The 13,033-nt window shown below is 52.5% G+C and carries 15 protein-coding genes and 1 riboswitch; of the genes, 11 read left to right on the top strand and 4 right to left on the bottom strand.

Features of this window, described 5'->3' with window-relative positions; translation table 11 throughout:
* The first annotated feature begins 66 nt into the window (after positions 1 to 66).
* The gene (locus SGBXF1_RS05620; RefSeq protein ID WP_037417977.1) at positions 67 to 1,140 is read left to right on the top strand and encodes a diguanylate cyclase; all 1,074 of its coding nucleotides are present in this window, start codon (positions 67 to 69) and stop codon (positions 1,138 to 1,140) included.
* On the opposite strand, the gene SGBXF1_RS05615 is transcribed toward SGBXF1_RS05620, so the two are convergent.
* Positions 1,141 to 1,569, bottom strand: a complete 429-nt coding sequence (locus SGBXF1_RS05615; RefSeq protein ID WP_186428467.1) for a GNAT family N-acetyltransferase — start codon at positions 1,567 to 1,569, stop codon at positions 1,141 to 1,143. It abuts the gene before it with no gap.
* 82 nt (positions 1,570 to 1,651) lie between these two features.
* A riboswitch (Fluoride riboswitch) is annotated at positions 1,652 to 1,714 on the top strand.
* Between the two features lie 76 nt (positions 1,715 to 1,790).
* Between SGBXF1_RS05615 and crcB the strand changes: the two genes are divergently transcribed.
* The 3 genes from crcB (at position 1,791) to SGBXF1_RS05600 (ending at position 4,268) form a co-directional block, all read left to right on the top strand.
* A complete protein-coding gene (gene crcB, locus SGBXF1_RS05610) occupies positions 1,791 to 2,174 on the top strand; it encodes a fluoride efflux transporter CrcB (RefSeq protein WP_037417973.1) in 384 nt (127 codons plus the stop codon).
* Between the two features lie 301 nt (positions 2,175 to 2,475).
* Positions 2,476 to 3,072: a TetR/AcrR family transcriptional regulator gene (locus tag SGBXF1_RS05605; RefSeq protein ID WP_037417970.1), complete on the top strand. Its 597-nt coding sequence runs from the start codon at positions 2,476 to 2,478 to the stop codon at positions 3,070 to 3,072.
* A gap of 5 nt (positions 3,073 to 3,077) precedes the next feature.
* Positions 3,078 to 4,268, top strand: coding sequence for a multidrug effflux MFS transporter (locus tag SGBXF1_RS05600; protein WP_061806863.1), 1,191 nt, complete (start codon positions 3,078 to 3,080; stop codon positions 4,266 to 4,268).
* 67 nt (positions 4,269 to 4,335) lie between these two features.
* On the opposite strand, the gene cspE is transcribed toward SGBXF1_RS05600, so the two are convergent.
* Entirely contained in the window at positions 4,336 to 4,545 is a 210-nt protein-coding gene (gene cspE, locus SGBXF1_RS05595) for a transcription antiterminator/RNA stability regulator CspE (RefSeq protein ID WP_002210315.1), read from the bottom strand.
* A gap of 346 nt (positions 4,546 to 4,891) precedes the next feature.
* Between cspE and SGBXF1_RS05590 the strand changes: the two genes are divergently transcribed.
* The 5 genes from SGBXF1_RS05590 (at position 4,892) to SGBXF1_RS05570 (ending at position 9,955) form a co-directional block, all read left to right on the top strand.
* Positions 4,892 to 6,055 (top strand): M20 peptidase aminoacylase family protein, encoded by a 1,164-nt coding sequence (locus SGBXF1_RS05590; protein ID WP_186427957.1) that lies wholly within the window; start codon positions 4,892 to 4,894, stop codon positions 6,053 to 6,055.
* 184 nt (positions 6,056 to 6,239) lie between these two features.
* Positions 6,240 to 7,565 (top strand): LLM class flavin-dependent oxidoreductase, encoded by a 1,326-nt coding sequence (locus tag SGBXF1_RS05585; protein WP_037417960.1) that lies wholly within the window; start codon positions 6,240 to 6,242, stop codon positions 7,563 to 7,565.
* A gap of 90 nt (positions 7,566 to 7,655) precedes the next feature.
* Positions 7,656 to 8,183 carry a GNAT family N-acetyltransferase gene (locus tag SGBXF1_RS05580; RefSeq protein WP_061806860.1) on the top strand — a complete coding sequence of 176 codons (528 nt, stop codon included), beginning with the start codon at positions 7,656 to 7,658 and terminating at the stop codon, positions 8,181 to 8,183.
* A gap of 47 nt (positions 8,184 to 8,230) precedes the next feature.
* Positions 8,231 to 9,118, top strand: coding sequence for an amino acid ABC transporter permease (locus tag SGBXF1_RS05575; RefSeq protein ID WP_037417955.1), 888 nt, complete (start codon positions 8,231 to 8,233; stop codon positions 9,116 to 9,118).
* 9 nt (positions 9,119 to 9,127) lie between these two features.
* Entirely contained in the window at positions 9,128 to 9,955 is an 828-nt protein-coding gene (locus tag SGBXF1_RS05570) for an amino acid ABC transporter ATP-binding protein (protein ID WP_037417950.1), read from the top strand.
* Positions 9,956 to 9,985: 30 nt separating this feature from the next.
* Here SGBXF1_RS05570 and SGBXF1_RS05565 read toward each other — a convergent pair whose 3' ends face one another.
* Positions 9,986 to 10,495: a VOC family protein gene (locus SGBXF1_RS05565; protein WP_037417947.1), complete on the bottom strand. Its 510-nt coding sequence runs from the start codon at positions 10,493 to 10,495 to the stop codon at positions 9,986 to 9,988.
* Between the two features lie 166 nt (positions 10,496 to 10,661).
* Here SGBXF1_RS05565 and SGBXF1_RS05560 point away from each other — a divergent pair, with 166 nt between their 5' ends.
* Both SGBXF1_RS05560 and SGBXF1_RS23785 read left to right on the top strand, forming a co-directional pair.
* The gene (locus tag SGBXF1_RS05560; RefSeq protein WP_037417943.1) at positions 10,662 to 11,141 is read left to right on the top strand and encodes a cold-shock protein; all 480 of its coding nucleotides are present in this window, start codon (positions 10,662 to 10,664) and stop codon (positions 11,139 to 11,141) included.
* Between the two features lie 225 nt (positions 11,142 to 11,366).
* Positions 11,367 to 11,528: a YnfU family zinc-binding protein gene (locus SGBXF1_RS23785; protein WP_218000717.1), complete on the top strand. Its 162-nt coding sequence runs from the start codon at positions 11,367 to 11,369 to the stop codon at positions 11,526 to 11,528.
* Positions 11,529 to 11,534: 6 nt separating this feature from the next.
* Here the strand turns inward: SGBXF1_RS23785 and SGBXF1_RS05555 are convergent, their stop codons facing one another.
* Positions 11,535 to 12,983 (bottom strand): GGDEF domain-containing protein, encoded by a 1,449-nt coding sequence (locus tag SGBXF1_RS05555; protein WP_037418180.1) that lies wholly within the window; start codon positions 12,981 to 12,983, stop codon positions 11,535 to 11,537.
* Positions 12,984 to 13,033: the final 50 nt, after the last annotated feature.

Raw genomic sequence — 13,033 nt, 5'->3', positions numbered from 1 at the left:
ATCAGACTATTCTGAGTTTCGTAGCTGCATGGTACGCTGTCCTTCTACTCATTGGGGAGTTGCCGGATGTACACGCCTTCAGTCATTGATACCAGACGTTCCGGCCTCAGCTTTGCCAAACGCACCTATTTGCCTCGTACTGTCGGCCTCGGGGTCGGTTTTATCTGTGTGTTCTCGGTGCTTTATTCGCAGCAAACATCCCCTTGGGTATGGAGCCTGCTGATTTTCCATGGTTTTATCTGGCCACACCTTGCTTATCAATGGGCACGCCGCTCCACCATGCCTTTCAAGGCTGAAATCCGTAACCTGCTGATCGATTCGTTTTTTGGTGGGCTATGGGTCGCGATGATGGCTTTCAATGCCTTACCGTCGGTAGTCATCCTGTCAATGATGGGCATGAACAATATCGCCTCTGCTGGAAAATCACTGTTCCTTAAAGGATTGGCCTTGCAAGTGTTCAGTGCCCTGGCGATCAGTGCACTGCTGGGCTTTCCCTTTCAACCACAAAGCACACCGCTGCAGATCTATCTGTGCCTGCCGATGATCTATCTCTACCCCACACTCTTGGGGTTGGTGACTTACCGTACCGCCAAGCGACTGGCGGAGAAAAAACAGGAACTGCTGCGTATCAGCATGCGTGACGGCCTGACCGGATTGTACAACCGCCGTCATTGGGAACATTTACTGCATCACCAATTTGACAGTTGCCGGCGCTACCAGCACAGCGCGACGCTGATTTTGATGGATATCGATCGTTTTAAAACCATCAATGACACTTTCGGACATGCGCTGGGTGACGAGGCACTGGCGGTGCTGGCAGAAGAGCTGTTAATTGGATTACGTGCAGTGGATATTGTTGGCCGCTACGGCGGAGATGAGTTTGGTGCCGTGCTGCCAAACACCAGCGCTGAGCAGGCAAGTATTGCGCTGGTACGTATTCAGGAACGACTGAATGATATTATTTTCCGTGAAGCGCCACAGCTACGGCTGAATATCAGCGCCGGTATTGCCGATTACCACAGCGATATGAGCGGCTATCTGGACTGGTTAAAAGCCGCTGACAACGCGCTGTACCGGGCAAAAAACAACGGGCGTAATCGCCTGGAACTGGCCATACCCGCGACTAAACGCGTTAATTAATTAATAGCTTAATAACTTAGCAAAATACTTAGGTACCTCGCGAAACCCCTCACGCTGGTAAAACGCATGTGCTCGTTCCCGACGGCTATGACAATGCACTTCAAGGCGGTCACAGCCGCGTTGACATGCCAGTGCCTCACCCTCTAACAGCAAACGCTGACCAACCCCTGCGCCACGGGCATTATCGTCAACACAGAAGTAGCTGATGCGGCAAATATCCCCGGCCAATGCCAGTTGGGGCAGAAAATGCAGTGATAACACGCCCTGCACCTCATCGCCTTCTGTCGCCACCAATAATGCCTCGTCAGGATGAGCTAATAGTTGCATCAAACGCGTATCAATAAAGGATTCTGTTCCGGCATAATCCAACGCTTCCATCAATGCCACAATGGCGTCTTTATCTGCCAATACTGCTGCCCTCACTTTCATTTCTGTTGCTCCTGTCACCACCGATACTACAAAATAGGCAGCGCCAGGTGTAATATCCAGCCAGCGCAGTAAAACTGCTACGCTAAACAACGGAGATGACATTCCTCCATAACCGCCTTCACAGGCTGATGATGTCTACGTAACCTCTCAGAGGGGTGCGTAGCATTGTGCCTGGACCTTTCTGAGTTTGACTTCCCATTTAATGAAAGGCAGTTTTGACCATGTTGAGTTCTTTATTGGCAGTTTTTATCGGCGGCGGTGTGGGCAGCGTACTGCGCTGGACCATCAGTATGAAGATGAACCCGCTTAATGCCCATATTCCCTTGGGAACACTGGCGGTGAATTTGCTGGGCGGCTTTATCATCGGCTTGGCTATCGCAATCTTCTCCCGGATGACGCATCTGGATCCCACCTGGAAGCTGCTGATCACTACCGGTTTCTGCGGCGGTTTGACCACCTTTTCCACCTTTTCTCTGGAAGTGGTGTATTTGCTACAGGATGGTCGTTTCGCCTGGGCTCTGGCCAATATGTTGCTCAACCTGGCGGGCTCGCTAGCGATGACCCTGCTGGCATTTATGCTGGTGATTTGGATTAACGGGCAGTGAGCTAATTTCGTTGCCTTAATGTTTCCTTAATCTGCCCTGCGCATAATCTCATCCAGTATCCCCAACTGGATGAGAACTCAGATGTTTAGCCTGCCAAAAACCGCCACTGAAATTACCGCGACTCTGCTGTGTCTGCTGATTGTTGGCACCTTCATCAAGGTTTATCTGTTCGCCTAACGTTCAGCACCCGACACGACCTTTGCAGTTGTGCTATTGCCTATTGCCATAGTTGCATTACAATTGAGAATGAACGTTCACACCCAGAAGGTGAACCCTACTTCTCTTGGCAAAGGATCGGGACATGATAACCACCAGCGACAGCAGGCAGGCTAAAGTACAGGCGCGCCGCGATCAGATTGTTGACGCGGCAAAACTCTGTTTTCGCCAGCACGGTTTTCACGCCGCCAGCATGGCGGAAATCGCGCAAGGTTCCCAACTGAGCGTCGGCCAGATCTATCGCTACTTCGACAACAAAGACGCGATCATCGAAGAGATCGTCAATCGCATCATCGCCAGTAAAATGCGGCGTCTGGAAGATCTCGGTGATCATATCAACCTGATCGCCGGCACTCTGGCAGCACGTACTCTGTTTCAACAACCCGGTGAAAGCGAAACCGACCACATGTTGATGTTGGAGGTCACTGCCGAGGCCACCCGCAACCCAATCGTGGCGAAAATGCTCAGCGATGCAGAAACACGGTTGTTCCACCATGTTTGCCAGAATTTACAGCGGATCTACCCGCATTTCAGCGAGCAGGAAATCGCTGCCAGGGTGGAATTTATTGCCGTTTTAAGCGAAGGCACCGGTTATCGCATCCTCACCACACAAAAAGCCGATATCAGCTTGCTGAACGGCCTATACCAACAAGCTATCTCTCACCTGTTCAGGAAACCCTAATCCACATGACCAGACAAATAGCCAGACAACGTCTGGTGTACGCGCTCGTGCTTGGCCTGCTTGCCTCACTAGGGCCGCTGTGCATCGACCTTTACTTACCTGCCCTGCCGGAAATGGCAGGTGAGCTAAATACTTCTACCTCCACGGCTCAGCTCAGTCTGACTGCCGGTCTGCTCGGGTTGGGAGTCGGTCAGCTGATTTTTGGCCCCTACAGCGACAAACTTGGCCGCATGCGCCCGCTGCTGCTTTCGCTGGCACTGCTGTTGGTGGCTTCCCTGTGGTGTGCACTGGCACCCAATATCGACCAATTACTGATCGCCCGCCTGTTACAAGGCTTGGCAGGTGCGGGTGGCGCCGTTATTTCCCGTGCCATCGCCCGCGATCTCTATTCCGGACACGAACTGACTCGCTTTTTCGCCCTGCTAATGTTGGTCAACGGCCTGGCCCCCATCATTGCACCCGTGTTGGGTGGCGCGATGTTGCAGTTTATGGACTGGCGCGGGATTTTCGGTGTTCTGGCAGCCATCGCAGTACTGCTGTTTACTCTCGCCAGTTTGAAACTGCATGAATCACTGCCTGCAGAGCGTCGCAGCCAGGGCGGGATCTTGGCGATGTTGCAATCTTTGGGCGGGTTACTCACCCAGCGCCAATTCATGGGCCTGTGCCTCACACAGGGTTTTGTCATGGCAGGCATGTTCGCCTATATCGGCGCCTCGCCTTTCGTGTTGCAGCAGATTTATGGCCTCAGCCCGCAGATGTTCAGCCTGTGTTTCGCCGTCAATGGCGTCGGGTTGATCATTTCTGCGCAGGTCGCCAGCCGTCTAAGCATACATTTTGGTGAAAGGAAGGTACTCAAAGGCGGTTTAACATTAGCGGCGGTCTCATCGCTGCTGTTGCTGCTGGCTGCCGCTTTGCACGCACCACTAGGACTGCTGATGGTACCGCTGTTCTTCTCGGTAGCGGTGATCGGGATTGTCGGCCCTACAGCATCATCTTTGGCGATGCAAAGCCAGGGGGACAAGGCAGGGAGCGCATCTGCGCTGATAGGCGTGAGCATGTTTGCACTCGGGGCATGCAGCGTGCCACTCACCGGATTGGGCGGTACTTCCAGCGTGTCGATGGCACTGACTATTGTGGGCTGTTACGCCATCGCCATCCTGCTGTTTAGCTTACTGGTACGTAAACAACCGGCCTGAGTTACAGCAAAATTATAATAAAAAACCCGCTCAAGGAGCGGGTTTTAAGAATTTCGGCTACTGTAGCTTAGATAGCGATAACGTTAGCAGCAGATGGCCCTTTGGCACCGTTCGTGATTTCAAATTCTACACGCTGGCCTTCAGCAAGAGTTTTGAAACCATTGCTAGCGATAGCAGAGAAGTGAACGAAAACGTCCTTGCTGCCATCTTCCGGAGTAATGAAGCCGAAGCCCTTGGATTCATTAAACCACTTAACGCTACCTTTAATCTTAGACATCAAACTTACCTTTAACGTGAATGTAAGACACAAAACGTGTGTCCAGTACAGTACAGCAATTAGACGGGATTTTGTCCACAACCTGGATCACATAAAACCGATAAAAAGTGAAAAAATCCGTCTCAAACGGTGTAAAGCATGTGTCCTCTTGGACATTCCCGCACTGGGTAGTCCAATCCTCTTAAAACCCTGGCGAACAACGACCGAACGCCTGTTTCACGCACAGTCAACGCACGTTGCCATCGTGATGCAGACACAATCGCTATGAAATATAACCAGATAGTCTTTTTGCTTCCGGCCGCCCTGCACTAGGGTTAAAGCTTACTAACCACTGTGAGCCAAGACTATGACCCGCCAACTGGCCGAAAAAATCGTCGCCTACCGCCGTGAACTGCATCAGAACCCTGAGCTGTCCAATCACGAGTTTGCTACAACCGCCCGCCTCACCCGCTGGCTGGAAGAGGCCGGTATCCGTATTTTACCGCTGGGGCTGAAAACCGGCGTAGTGGCCGAAATCGGCAGTGGGAAGGGACCGATCATTGCGCTGCGCGGTGATATTGACGCCCTGCCAATCGAAGAAATTTCCGGCGTCCCGTTCAGTTCACAAAACAGCGGCGTAATGCACGCCTGCGGGCATGATTTTCACACATCGGTCATGCTTGGCGCTGCACATTTGTTAAAAGCACGCGAGGCCACTCTGCCGGGTACAGTACGTGTTTTCTTTCAGCCGGCAGAAGAAACGTTCAATGGCGCCCAGCACCTGATCGACGCCGGTGCGCTGGATAACGTGGCCGCGGTGTTCGGCCTGCACAATGCGCCGGAACTGCCCACTGGCACCTTTGCTACCCGCGCAGGCCCGTTTTACGCCAACGTCGACCGCTTCCAGATCCTGATCACCGGTAAAGGTGCGCACGCCGCCAAACCGGAACAAGGTGTAGACACCATTGTTACCGCCAGCCAAATTGTGAATGCATTGCAAACCCTGCCCAGCCGTAGCTTTAGCTCGCTGGAGTCGCTGGTGGTAAGTGTTACGCGCATTGAGGGTGGCAACACGTGGAACGTCCTGCCGCAGACCGTGGAACTGGAAGGTACCGTGCGTACCCATAGTAACAAGGTACGCCGCCAGGTACCGGATAAAATCCGCCAGGTTATTAACGGTGTAGCAGCGTCCCTTGGGGCAGAAGCTGAACTGCACTGGCAGGCCGGGCCACCGGCGGTTGTGAATGACGCACGCTGGGCAGCGTTCAGTAAAACTGTCGCTGTCGAAGCGGGTTATCGGGTAGAAGAGGCCGAATTGCAAATGGGCGGTGAAGACTTCGCCCTCTATCTGCACCATGTTCCGGGCGTTTTTGTCAGTATCGGCTCAGCAAGTGAGTTCGGTCTGCATCATCCACGCTTCAATCCGGATGAGCAGGCGATTTTCCCCGCTTCACAATATTTTGACTTATTGGCAGAACGCACACTGCAACAATTAGCTACTGCACCAGAAAAAACCACTAGCAAGGTGTAAGACTCACCCAATAATTATTTCGCAGTGCAGGGTATTCTGCGCTGCGATTTATTATTTCTGCGCTGTTATATTTGCTATTTTCAACATTTGAATATGCTGTTTTGTTGTTTTACATCCTGATGTCGCTCATCAATAGTGGAGCTCTACAGATAGCGCCGCATGGGCACTTAACAGGGTGATAGCAATGAGCAACAGTGCGAAGAATCAACGACAATTGCGCCTTGGCGCCATTTTGCATGGTGCATCAGGAAATATGTCGGCCTGGCGGCATCCGGATGCCACTGCCGATGCCAGTATTAATCTCGACTTTAATATTGCCACGGCAAAGAAAGCCGAACAGGGTAAATTGGATTTCGTGTTTGTGGCCGACGGCTTATATATCAATGAAAAATCCATTCCGCATTTTCTCAATCGTTTTGAACCGCTAACCCTGCTTGCCGCCCTCTCTGCCGCCACCAGTAAAATTGGCTTGGTGGGCACTTTATCTACTTCGTACAGCGATCCCTTTACCGTTGCGCGCCAATTCGCCAGCCTTGATCACCTGAGCAAGGGCCGCGCCGGTTGGAATGTGGTGACTTCGCCGCTGGAAGGATCGGCAAAGAACTTCTCACGTACCGAGCACCCAGAGCACAGCCTGCGCTACCGCATTGCCAGCGAATACCTCGACGTGACCAAAGGGCTGTGGGACTCGTGGGAAGCCGACGCCTTTGTGCGTAACAAGCACAGCGGCGAATTCTTCAGTGCCGGGAAACTCCATACCCTGAATCACCAGGGTGAGTTTTTCTCGGTGCAAGGGCCACTGAATATTGGCCGTACACCACAAGGCCGCCCGATCCTGTTCCAGGCGGGCGCATCGGAAGACGGCAAACAGTTAGCGGCCAAACATGCTGACGCGATCTTCACCCACCATGACACCCAGCAACAAGCCCAGACGTTTTATCATGACGTCAAAAAACAGCTGGTAGAGCAAGGGCGCGAACCGGATGACCTACGGATCTTCCAAGGTGTCAGCGTGATCGTCGGTGACGACAATGAAGACGTGGAGCGTCAGTATTGGGAAACCGCACGACTGGTCAGCATCGACAACGCGCTCAACTACCTTGGGCGCTACTTTGAGCACTACGACTTCTCCCGCCATCCTCTGGATGAGCCTTTCCCGGATATCGGGGAGCTCGGACAAAACAGTTTCCGTAGCACCACCGATACCATCAAGCGCAATGCTCGCGAACGTAATTTGACACTGCGTGAAGTCGCGCTGGAAGCGGCTTCACCGCGCCCGGTATTCGGTGGAACTCCGGAAGCGGTGGCGGACGGTCTGCAAAACTGGTTCGACACGCATGCCGCCGACGGTTTCATCATTAGCGGTGGTACACCGAATTCATTTGGCCACTTTGTCGATCGCGTGGTGCCGATCCTGCAACAGCGTGGTCTGTTCCGCAGCGATTACAGCGGCGATACGCTACGCGAGCACCTTGGCCTCAAATTGCCACCGAATCAATTTACGCAATAACCCATGTATTTTCAGGAATATCCGTTATGCGAACAACCTTTAGGGTCCGCCCCTTAAAACATAACAGCCTGGGCGATTAGGAGCATACAGATGGCAAATGACGTTTTTATCCAAACGCTGCCGGACGATCCGCTGATCGAACCGGTAATTGCAGGGTTGTTCGGTGAGTACCGCCAACGCTATGGCGACTATTTTGGTGACCAGGAACAGGAATCTTTGAGCCTCTACGCTCCGCCGCAAGGTGCTTTTATCGTGCTGCTGCGCGCAGGGGAGCCGATCGCTATGGGGGCGTTCAAACGCTACGATCCGCAAACCGCTGAACTCAAGCGCATTTGGACGCGGACGGATCTGCGCCGTCAGGGCCTGGCACAACGGGTGTTGCAGCAGTTGGAAACACTGGCGTGGGAACAAGGCTATCGCCAACTCTATCTGACCACCGGTTTTCGTCAACCAGAAGCCGTTGGCTTGTATTTAAACAATGGCTATCAACCACAGTTCGATACCACCGTCGACAGTGAAGTCTACAGCCACCCGCCTTATGACGGCCGGTTGCCGTTTCGAAAAAACCTGATAACAGCGGGTGCAGTCTGTTGCGCATCGGAAAGGAAGATTGCCTAGGGGATTGTCCCCTTCCTACCCCTTTTATCTGTTTCAGGAGACCCGCGATGTCCAAACAAGAAGTATTAAAAGTGGTGCCCGCACGCTACCCATTACGGCTAGTGGGCGCGCTGTTTTCGGTCTTTATTCTGGCGGCAATCATCCAGTCAGTGGCAGTTAACGAACGTTGGGAGTGGGGTGTCTTCGCCGAGTGGTTCTTTGCGCCTGCGGTTCTGTCAGGATTGGGGCAAACCCTGTTGTTGACGCTGCTCGGCACGCTGTTCAGCATCATTTTTGGCACACTGCTGGCGCTGGCACGACTGTCGCGGTCTTACCTGCTGGCCTCCTTGGCATGGGGTTATATCTGGCTGTTCCGCTCGCTGCCACTGATTCTGGTGCTGATCATCCTGTATAACTTCTCTTACCTGTATGACGCGATTTCACTGGGCATACCCTTTACTTCTGTGGTGTTCGCCAGCTACCCGACCATTGATATTCTCAGCCAATTTTCTGTCGCTGTACTCGGGCTCACGTTGGTCCAATCTGCCTATACCGCAGAAATCATCCGTGGCGGCATTATCGGCGTGGAGTACGGCCAACATGAGGCTGCCGCCGCACTGGGTCTGCCGGGTTATCGCCGCACTTTCCGTATTATTTTGCCACAGGCGCTGCGCTCCATCATCCCGACGGGCTTCAACGAAATTATCAGCCTGGCGAAGGGCACTTCGATTGTCTACGTGCTGGCACTGCCGGAACTGTTTTACACCATCCAGGTTATCTACAACCGCACCCAGCAAGTCATCCCGCTGCTGATGGTCGCCACCATCTGGTACCTGTTCATTACCACGGCGCTGTCAGTCATTCAGTATTACATTGAGCGCTATTTCGCCCGGGGCGCGGTACGCGAACTCCCACCTACGCCATGGCAGAAACTGGCTGGCTGGTTAAAACGTTAGGAGAATCCCATGTCCGAAGCCATTGATTATTATGCCCTGCGCGAAGCGCCGGTCCGCAACCTCGTGCCAGTTCCCGCGCGTGGTCTGATTGAGATCAGTAACGTGAGCAAGTTTTTCGGTAAGCACAAGGCGCTGGATGACGTCAGCCTAACGTTGCAGCCGGGCACCGTCACAGTGATTCTCGGGCCATCCGGTTCAGGGAAATCTACCCTACTGCGGGCCATCAACCATCTGGAACGCGTCGACGAAGGTTTCATCCGTATCGACGGTGATTACGTTGGCTACCGACGCAAGGGAGACAAACTGTACGAGCTTAAAGAGAATGCCATTCTCAAGCAGCGCATCAATGTCGGCTATGTGTTCCAGAACTTCAATCTGTTCCCTCACCTGACGGTACTGGAGAACATCACTGAAGCGCCCGTGGTACATAAAATTTACTCGCGAGCACAGGCGAAAGACGTGGCTAATCAATTACTGGATACCGTCGGTCTGCGTCACAAAGCAGACGCCTACCCACGCCATCTGTCCGGTGGCCAACAACAGCGCATCGCTATTGCCCGCGCGCTGGCATTAAACCCAAAAGTCATTCTCTTTGATGAACCCACCTCAGCACTCGATCCAGAGCTGGTTGGGGAAGTTTTGGACGTGATCAAAGGACTGGCGGATCTTGGCGTAACGCTGGTGGTGGTCACCCATGAGATTGGCTTTGCACGCGAGGCCGCAGATCACATTGTGTTTATGGTCGATGGGAAAATTGTCGAACAGGGTGATGCCCGTCGAGTACTGAACCATCCGCAACATCATCGCACCATCAATTTTCTCAATAAGGTGCTGTAACCGGTGGGGCGCAAGACGCGCCCCGTTTATTCATGCCACCGTAAAACGGCGTTTTTCGGCGGCAAAATCCAGCGGTTTAATACCACGCTGATGACGATCTTGTTCAGTTAACAGTGCCTGCGGAATAAACCAGGTCACTTCAAACAGTAACCCGTCCGGATCGTGACCATAAATACTCTTATGTACACCATGGTCCTCCTCAAGCCCAAGAATACCGCGTTGTGCCAACTGATCACGAATGCGCTCCAGTTCTTCCAGGCTGTCGACTTCCCAGGCCAAATGGTACAACCCGGCTGGCGGCTCGTTTTCCGCCGGTGGTTCACCGTTAGCACGAAATACCCCCGCTCTTTGCTGTCCCAGATTTTTGCTGAACAACGCCAGGTCGTGATCGTTGTCCGAATCAGCGGCTTGGGTAAACACTGCTTTGTCAGGGCTATCGGAGGCTTTGAGCTTAAAACCCAGAACCTGATGATAAAAATCCGCGCTCTGTTGCACGTCACTGACATACAACACCGCATGATTCAGCCGTTTAATTCCCATCGATTTTCCCTTTCAGAAATGAATAACGTCAGGCTGAAAATAGCATGTGGGTAGAAACCCGCTAAATGCCGTTATTGCATTATCAAATGCTGGGCACACAATCTGTCACTGCAAGGCATTCCGCGCTATCATAAGCACTGTATTGAACGACTTTATGAGAATGATGATGAACGGCAAGATAACGACTTTTTTTGAAGACAAAGGCTTCGGCTTTATTACCGATGAGAACGGGGAAAATCGTTATTTTCACGTGATTAAAGTGCAGAATCCGGAGCTGATTAAGAAAAACGCGGCGGTGACTTTCGAGCCGACCAACAACACCAAAGGCCCTTCGGCGTTTGCGGTCAAGGTACTGGCATCGAGCAAGTACATCATCATCGCCAACGAAAGAATCAAAATCACCAGCATTAAATCCTTCAACACCTTCACCAAAGAAGTGCCGGTGAAAGCGGACGTGGATAAAGAAAACACAGTGTTGTCTGTAGGCCTGCTGATGAATCGCATTCGCCCGCAGTCCGAAGATGCGCCGCAGACCATGCAGACGCTGCGTATGCTGACAATCACCACTTTCCAGAACGACACCTATACCTTCTCGGAACACGAGATCGACATGGATGAAACGCTGAAAGTGCTGAAAAGCCTCTAATCACTGTCAACCGCATATGCCTCTGCATGTCACGTTGCAGCTCGCTCATCCTCAGGTCTGGTAAGGACCTGCATGCGGCACCCGCATTAGTCGGGCGAATATAATCGCCCCCCTACAGTAACTCCGGGACCGCTGTAGCTTGAAGAATGACGGCGATAAAACATTCGAAGCAATTTGATATCACCTGTGTTAGCGTGGGTTTTCACCTGACACAGGCCATTCATTATGTCTGATACCAGTAGTGTTAAAGGCTTTATCAACCGCTCGACTAAAATCGCCTGCCCTAAATGCGCCTACGTCACCACCCAAAAGTGCGCCACACTACGAAAAAATGTCATGCTGATCTGCCCAAACTGCGGCACAGAATTTGAACCTAAACAGAACTAAAAAAACCTACTTGAACATAATGTGGCCAATACTGTTACCACTGACCACATTAAACGACTCAACACGGTTACGTCCCTGCGATTTGGCGCGATAAAGCGCAATGTCTGCCATATTCATGAGCTGTTCCAGCGACTTCACTTCGTTCATCGCCAAACTGGCAACACCGACGCTAATGGTAATGTTCAACGGCGTTTTCCCTCTGGGGTACACATCGGCCTTTTCTACCAATTGCCGCAAATGCTCCCCCAGGGCCAAACCCTGAGCCGCCAGTGCACGCGGTAGCATGATGGCAAACTCTTCCCCACCCAAGCGACCAAATAGCTGATCGTGACGCAGTTCGCGCCGAACGACATGCGCAAATGAAGCCAATACCTGATCGCCAACCAAATGGCCGTAGGTGTCGTTAATTTGCTTAAAATGGTCGATATCGATCAACAGCAGCGACACCGCCTCTTTCGACTTATGTTTATGATCCAACAACTCGCCCGCCTTGCGCGTCAGTGCGTTACGCGCCAACACCCCGGTAAGAAAGTCGTGATTAGCACTGTGCTCCAGCCGCCGGAGTAGCTTGCGATTAACGGCGATCGAACTCGCCAGGATCAACGGCCCCATCACCAACATGGCGATCCCCAGACGGGCTGACATCAGCGTATCGAGAAACGCATTATGATTGTTCGGCGTTTCATACAGCATCAGGTTGGCGGAAATGCTGCTGATCTCAGTCATGCCCGTCAGCAGTGTTAGCAAGGTCACCGTGAATAGCTGGTAACGCACCGCACACCACAACAATGCCGGGATCGGGAAAGCAATAGCGCCAGGCCCACCGATATAGACACTGAACACCAGCGAAAACAACAAGGCCAACAGTGGCATACCGGCACGCAGTTGCCAGTTGATCTGCATTCGCAGCAATTGCTTGAGCCGGGGTGCTGCCAGCAGCACCGGCAACAACAGCAAATTGGTCGAGAATTGCTCGCTGAACCACGCCAGCCAAGCGATCACTGCCGTGTTGTTGTACAAACTTTCGTTACGCAATATCGACAAAGTCGATGCCACTGCGGCCCCGCTCAGGCTGGCGGTAAACATATACAGGATGGCCTGAGGTTTACCCATCCGGCGTTGCGACTTCGGCAGCATCAGCATTACGGCATAACCAGTGCCAATCAGAGACATGTTGCAAGCATTAAGCCACATCGCCAGTGACAGGCTTTCACCGTTAGCCAAATCAGCAGCAATCATCCCAAGATAGGTGATCAGCCACCCCGCAGGAGTGGCATAAGCCGGCTTGCGTAATAACAGGCCAAGCAAAATCGCATTCACCGGCCAAAACAGGGAAAGTGAGCCTATTGGGCGAGTAAAAATACCCAGCAGTGAAAGTAAAAATGCCAGCAGAAAAAGTGTGATCAACTGGATTGTGGCAGGCAAGCCATGTTTGGTGTTTATTCTGGCGTTCATCGCCTTACCCATATATTGATAATAACCAGAGCAATTCTACGCATATTCCC

Origin of the sequence: Serratia grimesii, from assembly GCF_900186025.1 — a bacterium.
Taxonomy (GTDB): Bacteria; Pseudomonadota; Gammaproteobacteria; order Enterobacterales; family Enterobacteriaceae; genus Serratia; species Serratia grimesii.
This window is presented reverse-complemented; position numbering and strand designations above follow the sequence as displayed.

What these genes read in the sequence shown, in the direction of transcription:
- SGBXF1_RS05620 (WP_037417977.1), top strand. Translation starts at nt 67, where the DNA reads ATGTACACGCCTTCAGTCATTGATACCAGACGTTCCGGCCTCAGCTTT.
- SGBXF1_RS05615 (WP_186428467.1), bottom strand. Translation starts at nt 1,569, where the DNA reads ATGAAAGTGAGGGCAGCAGTATTGGCAGATAAAGACGCCATTGTGGCA.
- crcB (WP_037417973.1), top strand. Translation starts at nt 1,791, where the DNA reads ATGTTGAGTTCTTTATTGGCAGTTTTTATCGGCGGCGGTGTGGGCAGC.
- SGBXF1_RS05605 (WP_037417970.1), top strand. Translation starts at nt 2,476, where the DNA reads ATGATAACCACCAGCGACAGCAGGCAGGCTAAAGTACAGGCGCGCCGC.
- SGBXF1_RS05600 (WP_061806863.1), top strand. Translation starts at nt 3,078, where the DNA reads ATGACCAGACAAATAGCCAGACAACGTCTGGTGTACGCGCTCGTGCTT.
- cspE (WP_002210315.1), bottom strand. Translation starts at nt 4,545, where the DNA reads ATGTCTAAGATTAAAGGTAGCGTTAAGTGGTTTAATGAATCCAAGGGC.
- SGBXF1_RS05590 (WP_186427957.1), top strand. Translation starts at nt 4,892, where the DNA reads ATGACCCGCCAACTGGCCGAAAAAATCGTCGCCTACCGCCGTGAACTG.
- SGBXF1_RS05585 (WP_037417960.1), top strand. Translation starts at nt 6,240, where the DNA reads ATGAGCAACAGTGCGAAGAATCAACGACAATTGCGCCTTGGCGCCATT.
- SGBXF1_RS05580 (WP_061806860.1), top strand. Translation starts at nt 7,656, where the DNA reads ATGGCAAATGACGTTTTTATCCAAACGCTGCCGGACGATCCGCTGATC.
- SGBXF1_RS05575 (WP_037417955.1), top strand. Translation starts at nt 8,231, where the DNA reads ATGTCCAAACAAGAAGTATTAAAAGTGGTGCCCGCACGCTACCCATTA.
- SGBXF1_RS05570 (WP_037417950.1), top strand. Translation starts at nt 9,128, where the DNA reads ATGTCCGAAGCCATTGATTATTATGCCCTGCGCGAAGCGCCGGTCCGC.
- SGBXF1_RS05565 (WP_037417947.1), bottom strand. Translation starts at nt 10,495, where the DNA reads ATGGGAATTAAACGGCTGAATCATGCGGTGTTGTATGTCAGTGACGTG.
- SGBXF1_RS05560 (WP_037417943.1), top strand. Translation starts at nt 10,662, where the DNA reads ATGAACGGCAAGATAACGACTTTTTTTGAAGACAAAGGCTTCGGCTTT.
- SGBXF1_RS23785 (WP_218000717.1), top strand. Translation starts at nt 11,367, where the DNA reads ATGTCTGATACCAGTAGTGTTAAAGGCTTTATCAACCGCTCGACTAAA.
- SGBXF1_RS05555 (WP_037418180.1), bottom strand. Translation starts at nt 12,983, where the DNA reads ATGAACGCCAGAATAAACACCAAACATGGCTTGCCTGCCACAATCCAG.